This is a genomic window from Nocardia sp. 2TAF39, assembly GCF_052114905.1.
Classification (GTDB): Bacteria; Actinomycetota; Actinomycetes; order Mycobacteriales; family Mycobacteriaceae; genus Nocardia.
This window is the reverse complement of sequence record NZ_JBFRFQ010000022.1, coordinates 54095-76811: the sequence shown is the minus strand read 5'-3', so window position 1 is coordinate 76811 and position 22717 is coordinate 54095. Positions and strand designations below refer to the sequence as shown.

General features: G+C 66.3%; 19 protein-coding genes. 14 read left to right on the top strand and 5 right to left on the bottom strand.

Features of this window, described 5'->3' with window-relative positions; genetic code table 11:
- Positions 1 to 17: 17 nt before the first annotated feature.
- Positions 18 to 824: an ESX secretion-associated protein EspG gene (locus tag AB4Z47_RS16295; RefSeq protein WP_441951646.1), complete on the bottom strand. Its 807-nt coding sequence runs from the start codon at positions 822 to 824 to the stop codon at positions 18 to 20.
- Entirely contained in the window at positions 821 to 2713 is a 1893-nt protein-coding gene (locus AB4Z47_RS16290; RefSeq protein WP_441951644.1) for a hypothetical protein, read from the bottom strand. Before AB4Z47_RS16290 ends, AB4Z47_RS16295 begins: the two co-directional genes overlap by 4 nt.
- Before the next feature lie 552 nt (positions 2714 to 3265).
- On the opposite strand from AB4Z47_RS16290, the gene AB4Z47_RS16285 reads away from it, so the two are divergent.
- The 9 genes from AB4Z47_RS16285 to AB4Z47_RS16245 all read left to right on the top strand — a co-directional run bounded on the left by AB4Z47_RS16285 (position 3266) and on the right by AB4Z47_RS16245 (position 8429).
- On the top strand, positions 3266 to 3592 hold the full coding sequence (locus tag AB4Z47_RS16285) for a hypothetical protein (protein WP_441951642.1): 327 nt from the start codon (positions 3266 to 3268) through the stop codon (positions 3590 to 3592).
- Positions 3589 to 3894: a YbaB/EbfC family nucleoid-associated protein gene (locus AB4Z47_RS16280; RefSeq protein WP_441951641.1), complete on the top strand. Its 306-nt coding sequence runs from the start codon at positions 3589 to 3591 to the stop codon at positions 3892 to 3894. The genes AB4Z47_RS16285 and AB4Z47_RS16280 overlap by 4 nt, the downstream gene beginning before the upstream one ends.
- Positions 3895 to 4012: 118 nt before the next feature.
- Positions 4013 to 4330, top strand: a complete 318-nt coding sequence (locus AB4Z47_RS16275) for a hypothetical protein (protein WP_441951639.1) — start codon at positions 4013 to 4015, stop codon at positions 4328 to 4330.
- The gene (locus AB4Z47_RS16270; protein WP_441951637.1) at positions 4327 to 5616 is read left to right on the top strand and encodes a hypothetical protein; all 1290 of its coding nucleotides are present in this window, start codon (positions 4327 to 4329) and stop codon (positions 5614 to 5616) included. Before AB4Z47_RS16275 ends, AB4Z47_RS16270 begins: the two co-directional genes overlap by 4 nt.
- A gap of 12 nt (positions 5617 to 5628) precedes the next feature.
- Positions 5629 to 5922, top strand: a complete 294-nt coding sequence (locus AB4Z47_RS16265; protein WP_441951636.1) for a PE family protein — start codon at positions 5629 to 5631, stop codon at positions 5920 to 5922.
- 15 nt (positions 5923 to 5937) lie between these two features.
- Positions 5938 to 6912 (top strand): PPE domain-containing protein, encoded by a 975-nt coding sequence (locus tag AB4Z47_RS16260; RefSeq protein ID WP_441951635.1) that lies wholly within the window; start codon positions 5938 to 5940, stop codon positions 6910 to 6912.
- A gap of 25 nt (positions 6913 to 6937) precedes the next feature.
- Complete coding sequence (locus AB4Z47_RS16255) at positions 6938 to 7729, top strand: ESX secretion-associated protein EspG (RefSeq protein ID WP_441951634.1); 792 nt, start codon at positions 6938 to 6940, stop codon at positions 7727 to 7729.
- Between the two features lie 83 nt (positions 7730 to 7812).
- Complete coding sequence (locus AB4Z47_RS16250) at positions 7813 to 8109, top strand: hypothetical protein (protein ID WP_441951632.1); 297 nt, start codon at positions 7813 to 7815, stop codon at positions 8107 to 8109.
- A 35-nt stretch (positions 8110 to 8144) separates the two neighbouring features.
- Complete coding sequence (locus AB4Z47_RS16245; protein WP_441951631.1) at positions 8145 to 8429, top strand: hypothetical protein; 285 nt, start codon at positions 8145 to 8147, stop codon at positions 8427 to 8429.
- Between the two features lie 164 nt (positions 8430 to 8593).
- Here AB4Z47_RS16245 and eccE read toward each other — a convergent pair whose 3' ends face one another.
- Positions 8594 to 10318 carry a type VII secretion protein EccE gene (gene eccE / locus AB4Z47_RS16240; RefSeq protein ID WP_441951629.1) on the bottom strand — a complete coding sequence of 575 codons (1725 nt, stop codon included), beginning with the start codon at positions 10316 to 10318 and terminating at the stop codon, positions 8594 to 8596.
- Positions 10319 to 10566: 248 nt separating this feature from the next.
- On the opposite strand from eccE, the gene eccB reads away from it, so the two are divergent.
- Positions 10567 to 12024, top strand: coding sequence for a type VII secretion protein EccB (gene eccB, locus AB4Z47_RS16235; RefSeq protein WP_441951627.1), 1458 nt, complete (start codon positions 10567 to 10569; stop codon positions 12022 to 12024).
- A gap of 363 nt (positions 12025 to 12387) precedes the next feature.
- On the opposite strand, the gene eccA is transcribed toward eccB, so the two are convergent.
- Positions 12388 to 14205: a type VII secretion AAA-ATPase EccA gene (eccA, locus tag AB4Z47_RS16230; protein WP_441951626.1), complete on the bottom strand. Its 1818-nt coding sequence runs from the start codon at positions 14203 to 14205 to the stop codon at positions 12388 to 12390.
- 134 nt (positions 14206 to 14339) lie between these two features.
- Between eccA and eccD the strand changes: the two genes are divergently transcribed.
- The 3 genes from eccD to eccCa are packed head-to-tail and all read left to right on the top strand — an operon-like array spanning position 14340 to position 21319.
- Positions 14340 to 15812 (top strand): type VII secretion integral membrane protein EccD, encoded by a 1473-nt coding sequence (gene eccD, locus AB4Z47_RS16225; RefSeq protein WP_441951624.1) that lies wholly within the window; start codon positions 14340 to 14342, stop codon positions 15810 to 15812.
- A 5-nt stretch (positions 15813 to 15817) separates the two neighbouring features.
- Positions 15818 to 17242: a type VII secretion-associated serine protease mycosin gene (mycP, locus tag AB4Z47_RS16220; RefSeq protein ID WP_441951622.1), complete on the top strand. Its 1425-nt coding sequence runs from the start codon at positions 15818 to 15820 to the stop codon at positions 17240 to 17242.
- Between the two features lie 3 nt (positions 17243 to 17245).
- Positions 17246 to 21319 (top strand): type VII secretion protein EccCa, encoded by a 4074-nt coding sequence (eccCa, locus tag AB4Z47_RS16215; RefSeq protein WP_441951621.1) that lies wholly within the window; start codon positions 17246 to 17248, stop codon positions 21317 to 21319.
- A gap of 194 nt (positions 21320 to 21513) precedes the next feature.
- On the opposite strand, the gene AB4Z47_RS16210 is transcribed toward eccCa, so the two are convergent.
- Positions 21514 to 21789: a GntR family transcriptional regulator gene (locus AB4Z47_RS16210; protein ID WP_441951662.1), complete on the bottom strand. Its 276-nt coding sequence runs from the start codon at positions 21787 to 21789 to the stop codon at positions 21514 to 21516.
- Between the two features lie 257 nt (positions 21790 to 22046).
- On the opposite strand from AB4Z47_RS16210, the gene AB4Z47_RS16205 reads away from it, so the two are divergent.
- Positions 22047 to 22478 carry a DUF4254 domain-containing protein gene (locus tag AB4Z47_RS16205; protein WP_441951619.1) on the top strand — a complete coding sequence of 144 codons (432 nt, stop codon included), beginning with the start codon at positions 22047 to 22049 and terminating at the stop codon, positions 22476 to 22478.
- Positions 22479 to 22717: the final 239 nt, after the last annotated feature.

Here is a 22717-nt window from a genome sequence, read left to right as displayed (position 1 = left end):
TGCCCCGCTCGGCTCGATCACACGATCGGGTTACGCGCCGACCTCCGCTCGTCCTTGATGACGCGGATCACGTCCGCTATCTCTTTGTTGATCATGGCGGTGAAGCGCTTGGCGTCCACTGGTTCGGCGACCGGCGGGAGGTTTGCTCCGATCACGTATCTGCCGTCGTCGGGCAGGTCCCGCCATTCGAGCCAGCGGCTCACCCGTCCACGTGGGCCGAATACCGAAATGCCTTGGTAGACACCGATAGCTCCGAGTGTAGTCGGCACCACACTCTGAAACCGTTCGGCGGCCTGCTGACTGGTGTCTTCGAAGGAGTCCCACAACCCCGACTTGTCGAAGCTGTGGTCCATCTCGCTGACTTCCCGCGGCATCGGCAGGGTGACCTGGCCGTTTTTGCCCGCCGCGACCTCCGGCAGTCCGGCCACCACCACGGAGGCCAACGACAGCGGATCGCATTCGGTCACCGTGAAACCGCCGCTGTGCTCTACCGTTTTGCCCGGCAGCTGCGTCAATAGGTAGCCGCGATCTTTTCGGCGTACCGCGAGCTTTCGAATGCTGCCCTTCGGGTTTCGCGAATCCTGAGCGTCGATTCCCCGCACCACGAGGCTGAGGTCTGGCTGGACCACGTCGGCGCATATCTGGTCGAAGGCAGGGTCACGGTTGAACCGCCATCGCTCACGGATGCGGTGCAGTTCGCGCTGATAGTCCTCTTCATAGGGAATATCGGTGACTATCACGAACGGTCGGGGCAGCATGTCGGCCCGGGCCCGAGACCATAGAGCATCGAATTCGATGTCGGTGAATTTCCAGGTGCTACTCATTGCTCGACCACGGGTTTGACCGCGCGTGGTGCGTCACCGAGCGCCTCGTCGAGGTGGTCGGCCGACTGGAGCCAGGTCGGTCGTTTCTGGTCTTTGCCTCCCTCGCCCCCAGCTCCGCGGCCTGGTGCGTGGGGCGCGCCGGGCGTGCCGGGTGTGCCGGCCATGGGCGCCATGCCGGCCCGGCCTGCTGCTCCTGCGAGCGTTCCGGCGGTCGTGACCGCGGTGCCCGCGCGCGGAAACAATTTGGATGCCTGGACCATGTCTTTGGATAGCGGTGAACTCGCCAACCCCGGGCCGGGGCCACCGCCACCCAGTTTGGGTAGGCCGGTCTTGGGGTCGATGTCCATTCCTGGAATGGATGGAACCCCTGGCAATCCCGCGAGTTGTTTATCCGCCAGCTGTTTCTGTGCGTCTTGCTGCGCTGCCTGCTGTGCGGCCTGCGCCGCTTGCTGGATGGCTTGCTGGCCGGCTGCCATGGCCTGCTGCATCTGCTGCTGACTTTGCTGGGCGGCTTGGTCGGCGGCCTGCTGCGCTTGCTGTTTTTTGGCCTCTGCCTGCTGTTGGCGTTGGAACTCGAGGGATTCCTGCTGTTGTTTGCGCGCGGCCGCGTCGGCTTGGCGTTGTGCCGCGTCTTGGCGTTTGGCCGCGTCCAACGCCTGCTGCCGCGTCTCGGCATCTCCGGCACCTGGTCCCGGAGCGGCGGTGGGGCTGTAGCCGGGCCCGCCGCCAGGGCCGCCGACGCCGAGGCCGGGGCCGGGGCCGGGGGCGGTTTTGGTATCGCCGCTCCCGTCTTTCCTCTTCCCCGTCGCGTCAGGGGTAGGTATTTTCGGGAGCGCGGGAACGCCTTTGAACGACGCGTTGGGATAGACGAGCTCCGGCACATGAGTGGCCGACTGCTCGGCGCCCTTGACGTAAATGTCACCGAACTGTCCCTGGTAATACGGGAGCCAATCATCCGCCTTGGGGTCCTTATCCGCCGGATTGGTCGACTCTGGTGGCGTGGCTTCGGCCATTGCTCCCAGCCAGCGGGCGGTATATTCCATGATGTCGTGGAGCCGGAACAGGCTTTGCTGCAGGGGTTTGATGGCTCTGACGTAACCCTTGACGGCGGCATAGGCAGCCGGCCCGCCGGATCCTGTCCACTGGTCGGCGGTGACCGAGTCCACGCGGTTGAGTAGCTCGCCGAAGTACTCCTGGACCTTCTTTCCCATGAATTGCCATTCTCCGGCGTCGTCGGCCACCAGTTCGGCAACGCGGGTGGTCTTGATGTGCTCACCGAGGCTGTACAGCGTGTGCCAACTCTGATTCTTGCTCTCGACCCAGATGTCGGAATCCAGGAATTTGGTACCGTCCTTCGTCAAGCTGTCCGGGACGTCTCCGATGATGGTGTGCCCGTCCTTGAAATTTCCGTCTTTTCCCCAGTCGAACTTCGGCACCTTGGATTCGCCGGGAAACACCGGCAATTTGGTGGTCGTCGAGATCTTGTCGAACAGTTCCTCGTTTTCCTGCTCGCCGGCGTCGTAATTCTTGCCCGCGGCGATGAAGGTGTCCATCATGTCCTGCAGGATGTCCAAGTGTGCCTGGACGATCCGCCGCATCTCTTCACCCTGGCCGGCGAACTTCTTCGCGAGAGCCTCGCCGGACGGCAGAGAAGGAGGCGCGTACGCAGTCCAATTGATGACAGCGTCGGCGTTCCACGCCATCAACCGCATATTGGAGATAGTGTTCGCCGTCGCGGTCGCCAAGTCGACGGCGGCCTGCTGCTCGAACTTCAGCGGGTCCTTCTTCAGGCCCGTCTGCTTCAACAGCCCCGGCCACGGATTGTCCGGCATGGACAACGGTTTCGGCGCAGGAGGCCCGGTGGGAAGCTCATTGTCCTTCTGTGTCATGCGTCGTACTCCTGACCATCTCGGCTGCACCGGGAGCGTCACGGTTGCCCGGCATCAATCGTCACCCATGGGATCGATCCGGGCAAGCCAAGCTCAGCAGCCCGACGGCATGCTCACCGGCGGACCATCGACCCTGCGCAACACAGGGACTGTGCGACCACTGGGCGACGGATCCTCTCTGCACTCCCGCCAGATCATAGGCCGGACCTTCTGTCGGAAGACGTCGCCAGTGGTGGGTAGTGCGCGATCGGAGTCGGTCAGCTCGTCGATACCCTCCGGCGACCAGCGTCGGCACCTTCTCGGTGATCCAGGTCAGTTCACTCCTCGGCCCGCGCGGCATCGACGGCGCTATGCGACCGCCCCGGGCATCCCGCCGGCCGCGGTCGGGGCAGATGCCACGAGGCCGCGGACGATGATCACACCGATCGCGACGATGGTCCGAGCCGTCGATACCGCGCGGGGGCAGTCGAGAGCCCCTCTGTGCTATCGGCTCGAAACAATGGTGCGCGCGATCGGGAGCGGCGCCCGTAGAATTTCTGATACGACGAGCGGATGAGGGATTCCATGTGGAAAGCAGTGTCCAAGAGTGGCTCGATCTCGGTTGAGACCACCGAACAGGGACTGCCGGTCGGTATCACGATCGAGAGTGCGGAGTTGCGGCGCGAGCCGGGGGAGTTGGCGGGCGAGATTCTTCGGCTATGCAAACAATCGGCGAACCGTGCCGGATTAGCTCGCAGGGCGGAATTGGTAGAGGCCGGGCTCACCAGCGATGTTCTGGCATTGACCGGTTTACCGAAGCCGGAAGATGTTGCGCGCCAAGAGCTGGTGGACGAGGCCGACTACGAGGTCGAGCCGCAGAGCTGGCTGAGGTCGGTATGAACGAGGCAATGGACGCGCTCGAGGCCCGAGTGCACCGCCAGCTCGAGCGAATGCGCGAGCTGGCCGACCGGATGGCCGCGGTCCGGGTGCGCGAGACCTCGGCCGACGGCGTGGTCACGGCCGTGGTCGACGGTAACGGCGCGCTGGTGGACCTGGAACTGTCCGACGGAGTCGCCGAACTGTCGCCTACGGACTTCGAGCAGACCCTGGTGAGTACCGCAGCTTCGGCGGCCCGCCGCGCGTTTGCCGAACGCGGCGCACTGGTGACCGGCTTCAACGAAGAAGCGGCCGAGGACGGGTAACTGGGATTTCGCGACGTCATGGAGATTTTCGCCCTATTCCCAGTGCTGAGTGACCAGCGTGGCGATCCGGTACATTGGGCGGACCGGACCAATCGTCTACCGGCAGCGGAGGTTTCTGATGAACACGATTGTTGCAGCTTCTGACGCCATCCACGGGTACGGAAACGCCCAGGCGGCAATGGCTGTCGAGGTCGCGACAGCGGGCGCGGCGAATCAGGCGGCCACCATCGCCGCGGCCATCCCGGTGTTCGGCCTGATCGGACAGGATTTCCTCGCCGCCTTCGCTGGTGCGCAGGCCAACAATATGATGTCGGTGGCCGAGCTGGCGCATGTGCATGGCATGACCGCGGTGGTCGCGCACGAGAGTGGCGCGACCTACGACCTCACCGATGACGCCTCGGCCAGCGACTTCAGAACGATCAGCAAGTCGATATGACGGCACCGATCGACCCCGCTGTCCTCAACCTGCTGCGCCAGAGCGCGGTGGCCCCCATGCTGGACCGACCGGTCAACGATGTCCTGAAGGACATGGGTTTGCCGCCGTTGCCGGAGATCTCGGGTCTGCCGCCACTACCCGAGTTTCCTCCGCTTCCGGTGATCGATCTGTCCCTGGTGGCCAAACCGCTGACCGATATTGCGGGCAGCTTCGGTAGCGGGCAGTTGCCCGCCGCGCCGCAACTCGATCCGGCGCAGGTGTTGTCTCAGGTCTCCACCGTTGTGCAAACAGCGATCTCGCTCGGCACCTCCGCGATGCAGGTGGCGATGCAGCTGTGGCAAGGCATGGGCGCGACATCGGCGGCGGAGAAGGCCGGTCAGGCGGCGAAGGACGGCACGGCGGTCGCGAGCCAGAGCGCCGCGACTTCCACCGGTGTCACGGCGGCCGCGGGATCGGTGTTCCAGGGCGCGACCTTGATGACGGCGATTGTCGCGAAGTTCATGACCTCGCTAGCCGCATCGGCGCCGTTCCTCGGGACGCCGGGCGGCCAGGTGTTCGTGGTCGCGCTGACCACCGAAACCCTCGCCGAAGCAGCGGCTGTGGTCGCCAAGACCCGGGGCGAATTGACCGTGCACAGCGCGGCGATGACGCAGACCGGGCAGAAGGTGCCGGTCACCGGTGCGCCGAAGAACGTGGACCCGATGCAGACGGTTTCGCAGATCATGCAGCTGGTTGGTCCGCTGACGCAATTGGCGACCACGGGTGGGCAGGCACTGCAGACCGCGCAAACCGCGTTGAACGTGCCGAAGTCGATCTCGGACGGCGCAATGGACCGAGACCGATCGAAGTTGAAGGACGGCGAGCACGGTGACGGCGCGGGGGGTGCCGGCGGTGGGCCGATCGGGGTAGGTGGTGGCGCGGTGGGAGCCCCCGCGCGCCAACTGGCCTCGTGGTCGGGTGTGCGCGCGGCCGGACCGCTCGGTGTCGCGGGAACGAGTATGCCTGCGACCGAAGCCGCTTCGACAACGTCCCCTTCGGCTATGCGTGGCATGAGCAGCGCCACACCGGGCATGATGCCGATGGCAGGCGCCGCGGGCGCGGCCGGCATGAGCCGCGCGGGCGCGCAGTCGACCGAAGAAGGTGTACGCGGCGTGATGGTCACCGGACAGCACGGCAATGAGGTCGTCGGCGATATCGAGGGTGCCTCGGTGCCGGTGGTCGGCGCAGCCGAACAAATCTCCGAATCACTGGACCCCGAGTCACCGGACAAGTCGCTCACCCTCTGACAGGAGGACCTCATGGAATTCGATCCGCCCCAGGCCCACAAGTCGGCTGCCGACCTGGATGCCCTCGCGGCGCGTCTGGACGCCGATCTACGTGAGAGCTTGCCCGCGCTCGCCGTCGAACCGGCAGGCTTGGACGAAGTGTCCGGTCGAGCTGCGGAGACGATGCGCGGTGTCGCATCCTCCTACGACGAGTCCGCGTCCGCGGGCGTGCTGGAGATCCGAAAACTGGCGGCCACGTTGCGCTCCCACACCGATGTGCTGGTGCGGATGGACGACGACAATGCCGCCGACTTCGGAGCGAGCTGACACGGAGCGACGCGTATGGTCGAACCACCGGTAATCGGGTTCACCGGTGTGGTCTGGCAGGCCAGGCCAACCGAGCAATTGGCACGGGATCTGACTACGGGGCCCGGCGCGGCGCCGATGGCCGATGCGAGCGCGGCATGGGGGAAGCTGGCTGTGAGTTTCGGCGCGGCCGTAGTGGAATACGAAAAGATCCTGGCGAAGATCCGCGAATCGTGGCGGAACGGCCAGAGCGAAGCCGTGCTCGAGCGCATCACCAAGCTGCGTGACTGGCTGGTCGACGCCGCGGCAGCGGCGAGCCAGAACGCCGCCAAGGCCGGCGCGCAGGCCGTCGCCCACGAGGTGGCGCGCATGGCGATGCCGCATGTCGCCGAGATCGCAGCGCTGGAAGCGGTGAAGCGCGGAATCGAGCACGCGGGCGCCGCACTCGGCGCGCCGCTGGTCGCGGCGGCCGCCCAGGTCGATTCCGAGCAGGATATGGCAAAGGCCAACGCCGCTCGCGTCATGCAGACCTACGAAGCGGCCGCCACCCAGTTGGCCATGCCCTGGCAACAGCAGCATCCGCCGGTCATCGCGACGGCCGCCGCGCTGGAAGCCGAGGCGGCCCAGACGACGACGACGGCGGCGGCAACGGCCGCTCCCACGATCCCCCGCATCGGTGCCATGCCGAATCTGGGCGGGCTATCGATGCCGCGGGCGAAGACGGCCTACCACGCACAGACGGTGTCGCAATCGGTCGCCGCGCCGGAAGTCGTTCCAGCGGAATCGACTCCGGTCGTCACCGACAACGTGGCCGGCCGAATGGCGCCAGGCGCGATGGCTCCCGGCATGGCCGCGGGCGAAGCCGAACGCACTGTGCGCGCGGCGGCCGGCACACCCCGGCCGGGTGAGGGAATGCAGGTCGAAGCGGGCTTGGACGCGGCTCCGCCGGTGCTCGGCGCCGCGCCCGAGCAGGCACGGCCGGAATCGGCACCGACCGAGGCGGCGTCATGACTGCCCCGCATGGCAGGAGACCGGCATGCCGACGATGACCAACGACGGCCTGCTCGTCGCGTCCGGCCTGCTCGGCGTGCAGACACTGCCGCTGGTACTCGGTGTCGGCCCCCAGCAGGATTCGGCCGAGGCATGGCAGGAAGCGCAGCGGCAGGCCCTCACCGGCTTGCGCTCCTCCGGTCTCGTCGACCGCTACGACGAACTCGCCCCCGAGCTCGCTGCGGCCTTGCGGACTCTGTCCCAGCCAGACCGTGAGCTCGTGGCCCGCATCTACACCGAAAACGGCCCGGTGCGTGTCTGCTTGGCGCGCCGGGGCAGCGAGCACGCGGTGGCTGTCCGGACCGGCGACGCCTTCGATGTCCGCACCACATGGGCCGCCGACGACGGCGCCGCCCTCGCACGCCCGGTTCTCGGCGCGCTCGGCGCGTGCCCGCCCGCCGAGATCGCAAGCTTCAGCGCTCCTGCAGGTGAACTGCGCGAACGCCTCGATGGCGCAACCTCGTCGAGCGATTTCACCCAGGCTCTGTACGCGCTCGGCGTAGTCGACGAGCGGGACGCGATCGAATTCGGTCTGGCCATGTCGAGCTGCTACGCACACGCCGAAATCGTCGCCTACGTGCACGAGGACGGCGCGAGTTTCCGATCGTCCGGGGCAGTAGCCGTGTACGACACCTCGCGGGGTCGTATAGCGGCCAGCCCCGGTGCCGCTGCGGACCAACGCGTCTGGTCCACCTTCACCCCGGGCTCCGATCACCGGATCGCGCAGGCGATTTCGGCCATGATCGAATCTTTGCCCGGAGGAAGGTGGATGCCCTAGCTCGCGTGTCGTCGAGAGCTGTGTGCGAAATGCTGGGAGTGTCAACCGAACACGAGTAACCACAAAGACGAAAGGTCAGAAAAATGGGCAAGGTAAGTCTCGACGATGCCGCGGCCGCCAAGGTTGTGAACGAATTCATGACGGCGGTCGGTGAGATCAAGAAGACGATCGGCAACATCGGCAGCGACATCGAGGCCGCGAAGCCGGGCTGGCAGGGCGACGCCAACAGCGCGTGTGGCAAGGCGGCCACGGCATGGCAGGACGAAGGCGGCCTCTTGAACGCCAAGCTGGACGACATGACCTCGAAGATCTTCGAGGGCGGCGAGACCAAGAAAAACATCGACGCCGACAACGTCGACTCGTTCACCAACCTGGTCTAGCACGGCAACGACCATCTCATTCGAAAGGAACCGACATGATCTACGACCCCAATTACTTACTGCCGCTGCTGGACCAGCTGGACGGTCACTACAAGAACTTGCAGACTCAGATCCATAATCTGGAGGAGGCAGCCGGCCAGCTGATCAACGTGGCATGGGAGGACAACGAGTCTGCCCACGGTTTCGCCACCGCGCACACGGCATGGAAAAACGAGTTCAGCGACACCGCCGACAAACTGGAGGCCCTGCGCGACGCGGTCGACCGCGCGCTCGGCAACGCCCAGCATGCCGACTTGAAGGTGTATCAGAGCTTCGCTTGAGCCGCGTCGATGCACGAACGGCCCGTTCTCATTCTGTGAACGGGCCGTTTTCGGTTGCGCAATGCCGAGGCAGGACGTAGCGCCCGAAGTAGGTCAGCTCGAAGGGGTGATGAGCACCTGGGCCGTTGTCGGCCCGGGGAGCCTCGCAGTGACCAGGCTCGCCGCTACACCGGAATCGGCCGGGGTACGCCGAGATAGGTCATCTCGAAAGGAGTCGCAACCATGTCGACCGTTGTCGTACCCGCGGCAGTCTGCACGGTGACCCGATTCGCGGTCTCGGGATCCTCGGTCAGGGTGACATCGGGGTCGAAATAGTCACCGGCGACCGAACGCGACCGCAGGAGCATGACCGTAGCGTCGGAGTGGTGAGTCGACGGCGGTATGCCGTCGTAGATGATGACGGACGCGGCCCTGTGCGAGTTCGCCTGCTGGGAACCGGCCGACCAGGCCGCCAGCGACAGCAACTGCGGCGAATCGACATACGCCACCATCTCCCGCCAGGCCTCATGCCGGTTGGTGTGCACCACGACGGTGGCGCCCAACGCGATAGCTCGCAGGATGACCTGCTTGGCGATGAGCAGAGCGCCGATGATCTCGACCCGGCGCACCCGCTGGCCGACCAACGGCAGCGCCACACCATGCCCGGAGGAGTCCGCACCGATCAGCTGTCCGCAGCCGGCGATGGGCATGGACAGGCTTGCCAGTGAATCCGGCGTGCCGAACGAGCTGTCGATCGGCAGCTCCGGTCCCTGAGCGCTGATCGGAAGGCTGTGCAGCAGCGCCCGATACTGCTTTCCTGGCATCGGTATGAGGCCGGGGGCACTCACCTCCGCCGGCTCGTGGCGAGTGTCGAATCGGACCGTCGCGCTAACCGCGATCGGTGCCGATCCCGCACTCTGGGCTGGTGTGCCGTCGGCTGCCGCGCGCCGCAGCCGTACGGTCATCGTTGTCGCAAGGCTCTGGGTCGCCCAGACATCGGCGAACCCGCGAGGGCCGAGCGCCTCGAGTGCCATCCGGTAGGACGTGGAATAGATTCCGTCGTGCTCGAGGCCCTGGGATGTTTCCCTGAGCTGATCGAGCGAAGCGCCGCGGGTGAGCTGATGGACCACCGCCGTCATCTCCGCCGCGGACAACACCGACGCTGTGAGCCCGCGGGCGGCCAGTCGATTCGCCACCCGCCGGGTCGCGACTATCCCGGATCGCAGCGTGCCGGTCGAGCCCCCGCCGCGACGGTCCACCGCGCCGACGTTGGCGAGTGGGTTCAGCCGCAGAACAATCCAGACTGTTCGCTGAGCGACCGCGGGAAGCGGACCGAGGATCTGGTCGTAGAGCCGCGCGACCGGCCCGGCGTCCGAGGTGCGCGCCCCGGTGCTGATCACATCGATGGATGCGAGATCGATGTCGAACTGGCTCAAGCAGCGCGCGAGCTCCGGCAGTGGCACTTTGTCGCCGCTGCTCAGGCCACTCGGGCTGAGCAGCGTCACGAACCGCGGCGGTGCGTCGATGCGCAGCATGGTGATCAGATGTGCGCCATCCCACCGCATGCCGTACGTGCCGCCCTCGGGCAGTGGAACATCGAACGGCGCGTGGCTGACAACGCTGGAGCGGTTGCGGAAGGCGTGCCACCGAAACGCGATCTCCTCGTCCAGGAATCCGGCGAGCGAGCTGCCGCGCAGCCTGGTGAGGCCGATCACGGCGACGAGCGCGCCGCCGCCCGCGGCATAGGGCGTCGGTGCGTCGAACGACACGGCGACCAGGGCAACCGCTATCGCGACGAGCACGACCGGAATCACCAAGCGCAGCGGTAATGTTCGAAACAGCCAGTTCTGCGGTGAGTGCAGCGGTGGTGCCGAAACCGCTACGGCCGGGTCGGCCGTTGTTGACGCCATGAACTTATAATGGACCGAAGTTCCCCACCTTCGCTACCTGTTCCGCCTCGCTGTTCCGCCTCTCCGCGTATTCAGGCCGGATTCAGATGCCACGAGTGGCGTCGGCGGCCGGCGGTGAGTTGGTGGCCGGGTCAGCCGGTTCCCGACGAGTTACCCATGTCGGTATGAAATCAATTGTCACGTTGGGAAGTAAGGAGCAGGCAGGATAGGATCCCATCTGCTCCAATCCGCGTTAGTTCGGAGGCGTCGTGCCAGCACAGTTGACCACGCGTGCTCAAGTCAACGGATACCGGTTCTTGCTGCACCGGTATGAGCATGCGCTGATCCGCCGTGATGTGCGGATGTTGCACGACCCGATGCGGTCGCAGGCCCGGTCGCTGCTCATCGGTGCCGTACTGGGAATCCTGGTGGTCGCGGGCGCTACGATCTTGTCATTTCTGAAGCCGGCGGGCTCGGTCGACGAGGCGAAGATCGTCATGGCTCAGGAAAGTGGCGCTCTGTATGCGATCGTCGACGGTACCCTGCATCCGGTGTTGAACCTGGCCTCGGCGCGGCTCATCACAGGCAGCAACGAGTTGCCGACCTCGGTCAAAGCGTCGAAGCTGACATCGATGCCGCGCGGCCCGATGCTCGGAATTCCCGGCGCTCCTGCCGCGCTGCCCGGAGCGTCGGGTGACCGCTCGATCTGGACGCTGTGCGACTCGGTGATGCTGTCCGCCGCGGGCAGCGCGGCCCGCTCGCCTGGAGTGAATACGACGGTGATCGCCGGTGCGATCGAGCCCGAATCCGAATATGCGGCCCGGCCACTGCGATCGGACGAGGCGTTGCTGGTGACGCGCGAGAACAAAATCTACCTGCTGTTCGACGGCAAGCGTGCGGAGATCGACCCGGCGGACTCGGTCCTGGACCGGTCACTGACATTGCGTAACCAGCAGCCGAGACCGGTCAGCGCCGGGCTGTTGAACTCGACCACCCAGGTGCCTGCGTTGACGCCGCCGCAGATCGATCGGCTGGGCGAACCCGGCCCTGGGCGACTGTCGGACATCCCCGTCGGCGGCGTGATCAGAGCCCGCGGGGTCAATGCCGAGGAGCTGTACGTCGTGTTGTCCAATGGGGTACAACGGGTGACGCCTTTCGCCGCCCAGGTGATCCGCAACGCGAATTCTCAAGGCATGAGCGACATCACCACGGTGCCGCCGGACCGGCTGGTCGGCGTGCCGGTGCTGACCACTCTCAGGGTCGACCACTTCCCGCAGGAAACGCCGAAGATCCTTCCCGCCGAAGGCCATCAGATCGGGTGCACTTCCTGGTCCAAGGGCTCCGACGATCCTGCCGCAACGGTGACGATCCTGGCCGGCCGGAAACTCCCGCTGGCGGACTCGGCCACCCCGGTCGCCCTGACCACCGCCGACGGCACCGGCGATCGCGTAGACGCCGCGTACGTGCCGCCGAACTCGGGCGAGTATGTCCAGGCGACCGGCATGGACCCGGAAAGCTCCCGCCGAGGGACCCTCTTCTACGTGGCCGACAACGGAATCCGCTTCGGCGTGCCCGACTCCGAAACCGCGGCCGTGCTCGGCTTGGCACAAAAACCACGGCTGGCCCCGTGGCCGATCATCGGCCAACTCGTCCCCGGCCCGACCCTGTCCGCCAAGAACGCACTCGTCAGCCACGACACCTTGCCGACCGGCTCAACGACAAACTGAGCAGCAGTTCCGCTTCGCTATCCCGCTTCGCTATCCCGCCTCGCTATCCCGCCTCTCCGCGGCTTCAGGCCAGACTCGAGTGCAACAACGGTGGCGTCGGCGGCCTCCGGACGAGCGCTGGCCGAGTCAGCTCGTGCCCGACGAGTTACCCATGTGCTCACGAGATCTGTTGATCCATAGGGTCTCGACCGCAACACAGAACTCGCGAGCACAACCGCAATGACAGATTTCGTGAGCACATGGGTAACTCATCGGGTACCAGCCAACTCGACCAGCTTCGTACCGCCAGCCGCCAACGCCACTTTCGCGCACTCGAGTCTGGCCAGAAGACGCGGAGAGGCGGGATAGCGAGGCGGGGGAGCGCTATCGCAACGTGGACAGGACGCTGTCGAGGGCGTTGCGCATGTCGTCGGCTTCGATGCGCATCAGCACGCTCTCGTCCACATCGGTCAGGTCCAGATTTTCGTCGTTGGCCAGCCGGAACTCGCGTTCCTCCTCGGCTGCTTCGATGACGTTGCGGATGAATCGGCCGTTGCCGGCGAGGTCGATCCCGCGGCGGGGCTGGCCGCTCTGGTCGGTGCTCTCCTTGCCGTACAAATCCGCGCAGGCCTGCACGAGCAGTGCCTGGGCTTCTTCGGAGATCTCCGAATCTCTTTTGTGGGCAATGAACTGCCCGATCTGGCCCAACTCCTCCGGGGTGTAGGAATCGAACTTCACCCGCTTGGCGAACCGGGATGCGAGGCCGTCGTTGGCCGCGAGCAGCCGGTCGATCTCGCCGTCGTATCCCGCGATGATCACGACCAGGCGGTCCCGATCGTTCTCCATACGTGCCAGGAGGGTGTCCACCGCCTCGCGGCCGAACGCGTCGCCGCCGGACAGGCCGGTCTGAATCAGGGTGTAGGCCTCGTCGATGAACAGCACGCCGTCCATCGCGCTGTCGATCAGCTTGGAGGTCTTGATCGCGGTGCTGCCCAGGTGCTGGCCGACGAAATCCGCGCGTTTGGCCTCGACCAGGCTGTCGGTCTTCAAAAGACCCAGCCCACAGTAGATCTTGGCGACCACCCGCGCGACCGTGGTCTTACCGGTACCGGGCGGGCCGGTGAACGCCAGGTGCTGTCCGCGCGGCACGCTGGCCATTCCCTTCTCGGCGCGGATCTTGGCCAGCTGCGCGGTCGCCTGCAGTTTGGCGACCTGGGTCTTGACCGCGGCAAGGCCGATCTGCGCATCCAGCTCCTCGCGCGCGGCCGCGAGGATCAGCTTGGCTTTGTCGTCGCGCTCCTCGCGGCCCATTTGCTCGGCCGATGGGGCGGACCCGGGATCCCAGCGGTTGGTGCGCGCGTCGATCTGTTCCTTGGTGGACACCGTGATGCGGTACTTGCGGTCTCGCATGGCGGCGGTGTTCGCCGCGAAATCCGGTGCCTCGGAGAACACCTTCTCGAACAGGGCCTGGGCTTCCGTCTCATTGCCGGTTTCGCGCAGGCACAGGCCCCGGCAGAACCGTGCCGTGGTCGCGGCCGCGGGGATGGGGCCTTCTTCCGCTCGTTCCATCCGGCGGATCGCTTCACCGAACAGCCCGAGTTGCGCGCAGGCCGTGCCGACCATGACGTGCGCACCGGCGGCCAGGTAGGGGTCATCCCACTCCGCGGAGCCCGCGAGCACCGTCATGACATCGGGCCAGCGCTGGGTCGTGTAATGCAGGACCCCGCGCACGTATGCGCTGATTCGGTCATCGATTTCGCGGTCGGGCTGCGACAGCTGAGACTTCCGGTGCGCAGCGAGTTCGTCGAGGACCCTCTCGGCCTCGTCGTAGTCGCCCTCGGAGATCAGCAGAGAAGCCTGCGCCAGCCAGATTTCGGTGTAGCTGGACAGCGGGTAGTCGATGTACTGGCCGACCACGAAGCGGCCGGCGAGCTCGCGGGGGCGCAGCCCCAACCGGCGCTGTTCCCGAAAAAGCGTTGCCCCGCTGGTCTTATACATGTTGAACAGCACTTCGCGGGTGACTTCACCAGCGGCGGCACGCCCGAGCCATGCATCGCACATGCCGGGATCCCATTCGGTTGCCCGTTGGAACGCCAGCTTGGCGTAGTCGAGGTCGCGGGCAGATTCCTGCCCGTCGATAACCAGGCCCAGTGACAGGACGCCAGCATCGAAGGCGCGTTGTGCTTGGCGGTTGCCAGTCATGCGGGTAAGCCCCCAAAGCCTACGGTGTGAGCGATTTCTCGCTCAGCATACCGGCTGCCGGATATCGGTTTGTTCGATAGATTGTCTTCGTTGTCATCTAGGGACAACGTTGAGTGTAGGGAGTCATCCAGCCCGTGACCGAGTCGTCGACCAGCGGCTTGGGTGCCGTTGACCCGGAACTGTGCCGTGTGTCGGTTATCGGCGGAAACACCCAGATCGATCTGGGTTTACCCGCGACAATTCCGATCGCCGCCTTCATCACCGATGTAGTCGAATTGATCGAGTCCCGCACCCCGGACTTGACCGACCCCGATGAGGGCGCGCCGCTGCAGACGCAGCATTGGACGCTGGCCCGGATCGGCCGCGACCCGATCCCGCCCAACCGGACGCTGACCGAGGCAGAGGTGTTCGACGGTGAGCTGCTGGTACTGCGGTCGGTGACGACCAAGGAGTCGCCCGCGCTGTTCGACGATGTGATCGACGCGGTGTCGAAGCTGACCACCGAGATGTTCCGAAGCTGGTCGCCGGCATCGGCCCGATGGGTGGGCCTGACCGCGGCCCTCGTCGCGGTGCTCGCGGCGATCGCGCTGCTGGTCGCAGCCAGGAGCCACGGCGCGGGTATCGCGACCGGCTTCCTCACGGCCGGCACCGGCGCGGCCGCGATGGCCGCGGCCGTGATCGCGATACGGATGTATCAGGCGCGGTTGGCCGCCGTGGTGTTGTTGCTGTTCGCATCGCTCTTGTTCTTTGCCAGCGCGGCATTATTCGTGCCCGGCGATTTAGGCAGTCCGCACCTGCTGCTGGCCTGCGTTGCCGCTTTGGTCGCCGCTGCGGTCGGCTACAGCGTCACCGGCGTTGGTGCGACGATGTTCGCCGCGGTCGTCACCATGGCGCTGTTCGGTGGTGTCGCGGCGTTCGTGGGGATGGTCTGGGAGAGTGATCCGCCGAAGATCGCCGCCGGTGCGATGGTGGCGGCCTTCATCGTGCTCACCATGGCCCCGCGGATCGCGGTGGCGGCGGCGCGGCTGCCGGTGCCCCCAGTGCCCACCGCGGGCGCGGCGATCGACCCGGCCGACCACGAACCGCGGCCCACCATCGAGGACATCGGTGCCATCGGTGCCACCGCCCTTCCCTCGGCGGTGGGACTGGAGCTGCGGGCCAGCGCCGCCAACCAGTACCAGTCCGGTGTGCTCATCGGATCCACCGTGGCGGCCGCGGCGGGGGCGGTGATCGGCGCGGACCCGTTCGGCGCGGCGCGCTGGCAAGGTATCGCGCTGGCCGTGGTCATCGCGCTGATCCTGTGTCTGCGGGGACGTTCGTTCGCCGACCTGACCCAGGCGAGCACACTGATCGTCGGTGGCTCCGCCACTTTGATCGCGATCATGGTCGGTGTGGCCTTCGGCCATCCCTCGTGGCTGGTGCCGATCGCCGGGATACTGCTCGCGGTCGCTGCGGTCGCGGTGGTGTTCGGTGTCATCGGGCCGCACACCGAAATGTCGCCGGTCGTCCGCCGCATGGGCGAAATCTTCGAATATGTGCTGATCGTCACCATCATTCCGTTGGTGCTCTGGATCATGGACCTGTACACGGCCGCCAGAAACCTGTGACATCGATGGCTATCGCGAGGCAGCACAAGTCACGCATACCGCTACGGCTGGCCGGTGTCGCGGCGGTTCTCGGCCTGAGCCTCGTCGGACTGCCGGCCCCGGCGCATGCGATCGCCCCGCCGGCGATCGATGACGGTGCGCTGGGTGCGGCGCTGGCCGTCAACGGACCGCCCGACGCGACCGAGCAGCGATCTGTATGCGCCGAACCCCTGCTCACGGGCGCCGCACCACGGGACGCGCCGTTGCCGCAGCGGATTCTCGACCTGCCCGCCGCCTGGCAGTTCAGCCGGGGCGCGGGCCAGAAGGTCGCGGTTGTCGACACCGGCGTGAACCCGCATCCGCGCCTACCGGCCCTGGAGCCCGGCGGAGACTACGTCTCCGACTCGAACGGAACGGTCGACTGTGACGGCCACGGCACCTTCGTGGCCGGCATCATCGCCGCGCGGCCGAGTCCGGACGACGGGTTCGTCGGCGTCGCACCGGACGCGGAGATTCTCACCATCCGGCAGTTGAGCCTGGCCTACGAGCCGAAGGACCGGGACCGCCGCGATGTGCCTGGCACGATCTCGAGCGCCGGGTACGGAACCGTGCTGACTCTGGCCGCCGCTGTGGTGCGCGCAGTCGATCGCGGTGCCACCGTGATCAACATCTCCGAAGTGGCCTGCACGCCCGCCGGAGTCGCTCCCGCCGACGGTGCGCTCGGCGCCGCGGTGAAGTATGCCTACGACCGCAACGTCGTCGTGGTTGCCGCCGCCGGAAACATCCAGGAGGGCGGTGCGTGCAACGCTCAAAACGACGGTTCGGGGTGGGGTGCGGTCCGCACCGCGGTGAGCCCGGCCTGGTTCTCCCCGTACGTGCTGTCGGTGGCTTCGGTGGAAGCCGACGGCAAGCCGTCGCCGTTCTCGATATTCGGCCCATGGGTCGGCGTCGCGGCGCCGGGGCGCGACATCGTCTCGCTCGACAGCAAACCCGGTGGGGTGGGGTTGGTCAACGCTGTGCAGACCAACGAAGGCACTGGATCCATCGACGGGACCAGTTTCGCCAGCGCATATGTCTCTGGGCTCGCGGCATTGGTGCGTGCGCGGTTCCCTGCGCTGTCGGCGGGGCAGGTGATGGATCGGATCAGCCGCACCGCACAGGCACCCGGCGCAGGACGCGACGATCAGCTCGGGCACGGGCTCATCGACCCATTGGCGGCGTTGACGGCGCAACTACCCGAGCAACCGGTGAACGCGGACGCAGACGTGGCGCGGCCCATCGCGGCGCCGCAGCCGCCGCCTTACGTCGATCCGATGCCCCGGCGGGTGGCCACCATCGGCACGATCGTCTTGCTTGCGCTGCTCGGCATCGGATACACATTGTCGATTCCGTTCCGCCGCACCCGTGTCGGTGCCATCGACCCTGCAGAACCTGCGGAAGAAGGACAGTAGGACATGGCTACCGAAGGATTTGTGCGCAGACCGCGGATCGCGCCACCGCGGCCGCCCGGCGGTGAAGTGGCGCTCACGGCGCCGCCGGAGATCCCGCGGGCGGTACCGGCCGGTTTGCTGGTCAAGCTGATGCCACTCGTCATGGTGGTGGCCGTGGTCGGCATGATCGCGATGATGGCCATGATGGGGCGCAATCTCCTGGCCAACCCGTTCATGATGATGTTCCCGATGATGATGCTGATGTCGATGGTCGGCATGATGGCGGGAATGCGCGGGGGCGCCGGTGGTCCGAAGAAGGCTGCCGAGCTCAACGAGGAGCGCAAGGATTACTTCCGCTACTTGGATCAGGTGCGCAAGGATGTGCGCAAGACCGGCCATTCCCAGCTCGACGCCCTGATCTGGAGCCACCCCGACCCGGCGGATCTGCAATCGATCGTCGGCACTCGGCGGATGTGGGAGCGCCGCCCGAACGACCCGGATTTCGGGCATGTGCGCGTCGGCGTCGGCAGCCATCGGCTGGCCACCAAGTTGGCGCGGCCGGAGACCGGTCCGCTGGAGGACCTGGAGCCGGTCTCGACCGTGGCGCTGCGCCGGTTCGTCCGCACCCACTCGGTGGTGCACGGCCTGCCGACCGCCATCTCGCTGCGCGCGTTTCCGGCTATCAACATCGAAGGTGATCCCGCCGAGGCCCGCACCCTGGTGCGGGCGATGCTCATGGAGTTCGTGGCGTTCCACGGACCGGACCACACCGCCGTCGCCATCATCTGCGCCGATCCGGACGGCGAGGCCTGGTCGTTCGCCAAATGGCTTCCGCACCTCCAGCATCCGACCGAGCGGGACGGGATGGGCTCGGCGAGGATGATGTACCGCTCGCTGGCGGAGCTGGAGACGGCTATGGCGGCCGAGCTTCTCGAACGCGGCCGCTTCATGCGTAACGCCCAGCCGACCGCAGGGCGGGTCCACCTGCTCGTCATCATCGATGACGGTCGCGTGAGTGGCACCGAGCGGATCGTCAGCGACGCGGGCTTGGACTCCGTCACGGTCCTCGACCTCACCGCACCGCAGGCCGGGCTGGCCGTGCGCCGTGGGCTCCAGCTCGTCATCAGCGACGGCATGGTCGCGGCGAAATCGGCTGCGGGTATCGAGAAGTTCGCGACCGCAGACGTGGTGACGGGTGCCGAGGCGGAGTCGCTCGCTCGGGATCTGGCCCGCTACCGCGTCGCGACGGCCGCCCAGATCGTCAGCCTCGGCGACGAAACACGCGCCGATCCGGGCTTGATGTCGCTACTGAAGGTTCCGGACGCCGCGCAGATCGACCCAGCCGTGGTGTGGCGTCCACGCAGTTCCCGTGAGCGGCTGCGGGTGCCGATCGGGGTCACTCCGGACGGTACTCCGGTGGAGATCGACATCAAGGAGTCCGCCGAGAACGGTATGGGTCCACACGGGTTGTGCATCGGCGCAACGGGTTCGGGTAAGTCGGAGTTTCTGCGCACCCTGGTGCTGTCGATGGTGACCTCGCATTCACCGGATCTGCTGAACCTCGTGCTGGTCGACTTCAAGGGCGGTGCGACCTTCCTCGGTCTCGACTCGCTTCCGCACGTGGCCGCGGTCATCACCAACCTCGAGGAAGAACTCTCGATGGTCGACCGCATGAAGGACGCACTTGCCGGCGAGATGAACCGGCGTCAGGAGCTGCTGCGCTCGGCGGGCAACTTCGCGAACGTCACCGAGTACGAACAGGCCCGCGCCGCAGGCGCCCAGATCGACCCGCTACCCGCGCTGTTCATCGTTGTCGACGAGTTCTCCGAACTCCTCTCGCAGAAACCGGATTTCGCCGATCTGTTCGTGATGATCGGCCGACTGGGGCGCTCACTGCGGGTGCATCTCCTGCTGGCCTCGCAGCGGCTGGAGGAGAACAAGTTGCGCGGTCTGGACAGCCATCTGTCCTACCGGATCGGGTTGCGCACCTTCTCGGCGAACGAATCGCGTGCTGTGCTCGGTATCACCGACGCCTACCACCTGCCCAGCGTGCCGGGCTCCGCCTATCTCAAGAGCGACGCGGACGATCCGTTGCGGTTCAACGCCAGCTACGTGTCCGGGCCGTATGTTTCGCCGCGGGGCACACAACAGATCGACGGGCGTCCGGTGGGTGGCCAGTCGGCGGTGGTGTTCACCGCGAGCGAGGTGGAGGCGCCCGAACAGGAGTCGGCCTTCCCCGACAGTGCGGTGGGCCGCGGACTTCCGGAACTACCGCCGTCGCCGGGTGAGCTGCCACCCCCGCCGAGCGAGGTCGCCCGGCCCACCGAGGCTGTGCCTGCCACCCTGCTGCAGGTGGTCGTCCAGCGCCTGACCGGGCACGGACGGCCAGCGCACGAGGTGTGGTTGCCGCCATTGGACGAGTCGCCCTCGGTGGACATGCTCCTGCCCGATCCGGATTGGCGATCGCCGGCGAACCGGCACGGTCAGCTGTGGATGCCGATCGGCGTGATCGACAAGCCCTACGAGCAGCGCCGCGACGTGTTGGTCATCGACCTGTCCGGAGCGCAGGGCAATCTCGCCGTGGTCGGCGGCCCACAGGCGGGTAAGTCGACGACCCTGCGCACTATCATCATGGCGGCCGCTGCGACCCACACCCCCGAACAAGTGCAGTTCTACTGCCTGGACTTCGGTGGCGGTACACTCGCCGGCTTGGCGGGTCTGCCGCACGTCGGATCGGTAGCGGGCAGACTGGAGATCGACCGGGTCCGCCGGACCGTCGCGGAGATGACCACGCTGCTTCGCCAGCGCGAGGAACGCTTCCGCGAGCTGGGCATCGAGTCGATCCACGAGTTCCGCCAGCGCAAGGCGAAGCTGAACCAAATGACCGCCCAGGATCGTGCGGCCGACCCGCTGTCAGAGGATCTGCACGGCGACGTATTCCTGGTGGTCGACGGATGGCCGACAATCCGCGCCGAATTCGATGTGCTCGAGCCGGCTTTGAACGCGATCGCGGCGCAGGGCTTGTCCTATGGCATCCATCTCATGGTCGCGGCGACGCGCTGGGCCGAGATCCGACCTGCCGTCAAGGATCTCATCGGAACCAGGTTGGAGCTTCGGCTCGGCGACCCGTCCGACTCCGAGATGGACCGGCGCACCGCCGTGCTTGTCCCCGTTGGTCGTCCGGGGCGTGGCTTGACCCCGGAGAAACTGCATATGCTGATCGCGTTGCCGCGGCTGGACTCGGACTCCCAGCCGCTGACGCTGGCCGAGGGTGTCGGCGCCGCGAAGCAACAGATGAACGAACTCTTCGGCGGTCGCCGCGCCCCCGAGGTGCGCATGCTGCCCCTGAAGATCCCGCGCGGGGAGGTGCTCGCCGCCGCACGCCAGCGTGGCATCGAACTCGGCCCGACGCGGGTCGTCGTCGGGCTGGGGGAAGCCGAACTCGAGCCACTCGTCCTGGATTTCGGTATCCAGCCACATCTCATGGCGTTCGCTGATGTGGAATGCGGCAAGACCACCTTGCTGCGCAACATCGTCATGGGCGTGGTGGAGAACTCGAATGCCGAGCAGGCCAGGGTCATCCTCATCGACTACCGGCGTACCATGCTCGGACTCATCGAAGGCCAGCAGTTGGCCGGATACTCGACCTCGTCGCAGACATCGGTCGGAATGATCAAAGAGGTCGCCGGCTACCTCGGCAAGCGCATCCCTGGGTCGGACATCACCCCGAAACAGCTACGAGAACGCAGTTGGTGGACCGGGCCGGAGATCTATGTCGTCGTCGACGACTACGACATGGTGGCGACCGGGCAGAACCCGCTGGAACCGCTGCTCGAGTATCTCCCGCAGGCTCGCGACATCGGCCTGCACCTGATCGTGGCCCGACGCTCGGGCGGTGCTGCTCGGGCGTTGTACGACAAGGTGCTCGGCAGGCTCAAGGAGCTTTCGGTCGACGCGTTGCTGATGAGTGCGCCCAAGGACGAAGGAAAACTGCTGGGTGACATCCGGTCGTCGAAGCTCCCGCCGGGCCGAGGCATCCTGGTTTCCCGTAGTGGCGAGCCGGAGATGATCCAGGTGTCCCACCTGCCGCCGATGTAGGGAGCGTCGACAGTCCCAGTGCAGCAACCGACGACTCAGACGACTACTACCGCAGAGCCGGTTTCCACCTGAACCACATCGCAGGCCAGGTGGCGACCGGCCTCTCCCTGGCACGCCGAGCCGCAGCGTCACCTCCGGACCGGGCTCCATCTTCGCGCTGAACGCCTTGGACGGTTCGCGGTCGGCCGCCTTGGTTATCGCTTCGAAGATGTGGTGTCCGGACCTCGGCTGGTCCGGACGGATACGGTCGGTGACAACCGATCCCGTACTTCTTGGTCTCGGACAATCATTCCGCGCGAAACCACTGTGTGGACTAGATTTTCGGTGACCAGTACCTGGATCGCATTGCGGGCGGTGGTAATCGAGACCCGTATACCATCGGCAAACTCGGAATGACGGGGCAGTCGATCACCTGGCTTCCCTTCGGCCGCGCGGACCTCCTCCTCGTGGAAGGGGTCCGCGATCCGCATACGTCGGACCACCCGGCATCTTGCTCCTCGGCGGTCGTGCAGGTAACGAAGTGGACTCTTCGTGACTCTCTACGGCCGAGTAACGCTTGACAGGCGCCTTCAGAGGTTTATCGTATTGAGCGTCCTGATCCGGTGTTGTGCGGCGATGACGGCGAGGCAACGTGGCAGGTTCGAATTCAACAGTTGTAATGGCCCCCCCGGACACACCGAGGTGTGTCGATTCACTAGTGCATTCTGCGGCACCCGGACTAGTTCCTATGTCCGACCTGCTCGTTCGGGCGTGTCGCGGGCACCGTGTTGTCGGCGGCCCGCTGCTGTGGTTCGCCCGTGACCTAGCGGTACTACACGAACGTCGGCTGGTCGGCCGCGGCGGCTCGGTGGACACCACCCCGGCGGTGATCCGCGAAATCGAGCGCCGCAGAGCCGAACTGGTGATGGCGATCGACGACTGGGTGCTGCGCAGCGTGCCGCAGCATCGGTTCGGCGCCACCCTGCACACGGAGACGGTGGGCGCGGTGATCGACCGGCTCGCGGAGTCGTCGGTGCGTGCGCACCACGCGTTGATGACCCTGGACGCGCACGACGAGCTGCTGCACAGCGCCTGGCATCGTCTCGCCGAACTCGCGGACGGCTACGACGATCTGGTGCGCGACGTCATGGCGGGCAGACGGCGACTGCCCGAGTGGTGAGTCGGTAGCTCGGCACTCCACGCTCTCTACGCGCCGAGTCATCGGTTTCCCTGCTCGACCGAATTTTCCTGATAGAGCGCGTCTTTCGACGCCCGGCGTACGGGGTCTGTTCCGAGCGACCTGCGAGCAGTGGCTAGCGGTGCCGTTTCGAGCGACCTGCGAGCAGTCGCTAGCGGTGCCGTTTCGAGCGACCTGCGAGCAGTGGCTAGCGGTGCCGTTTCGAGCGACCTGCGAGCAGT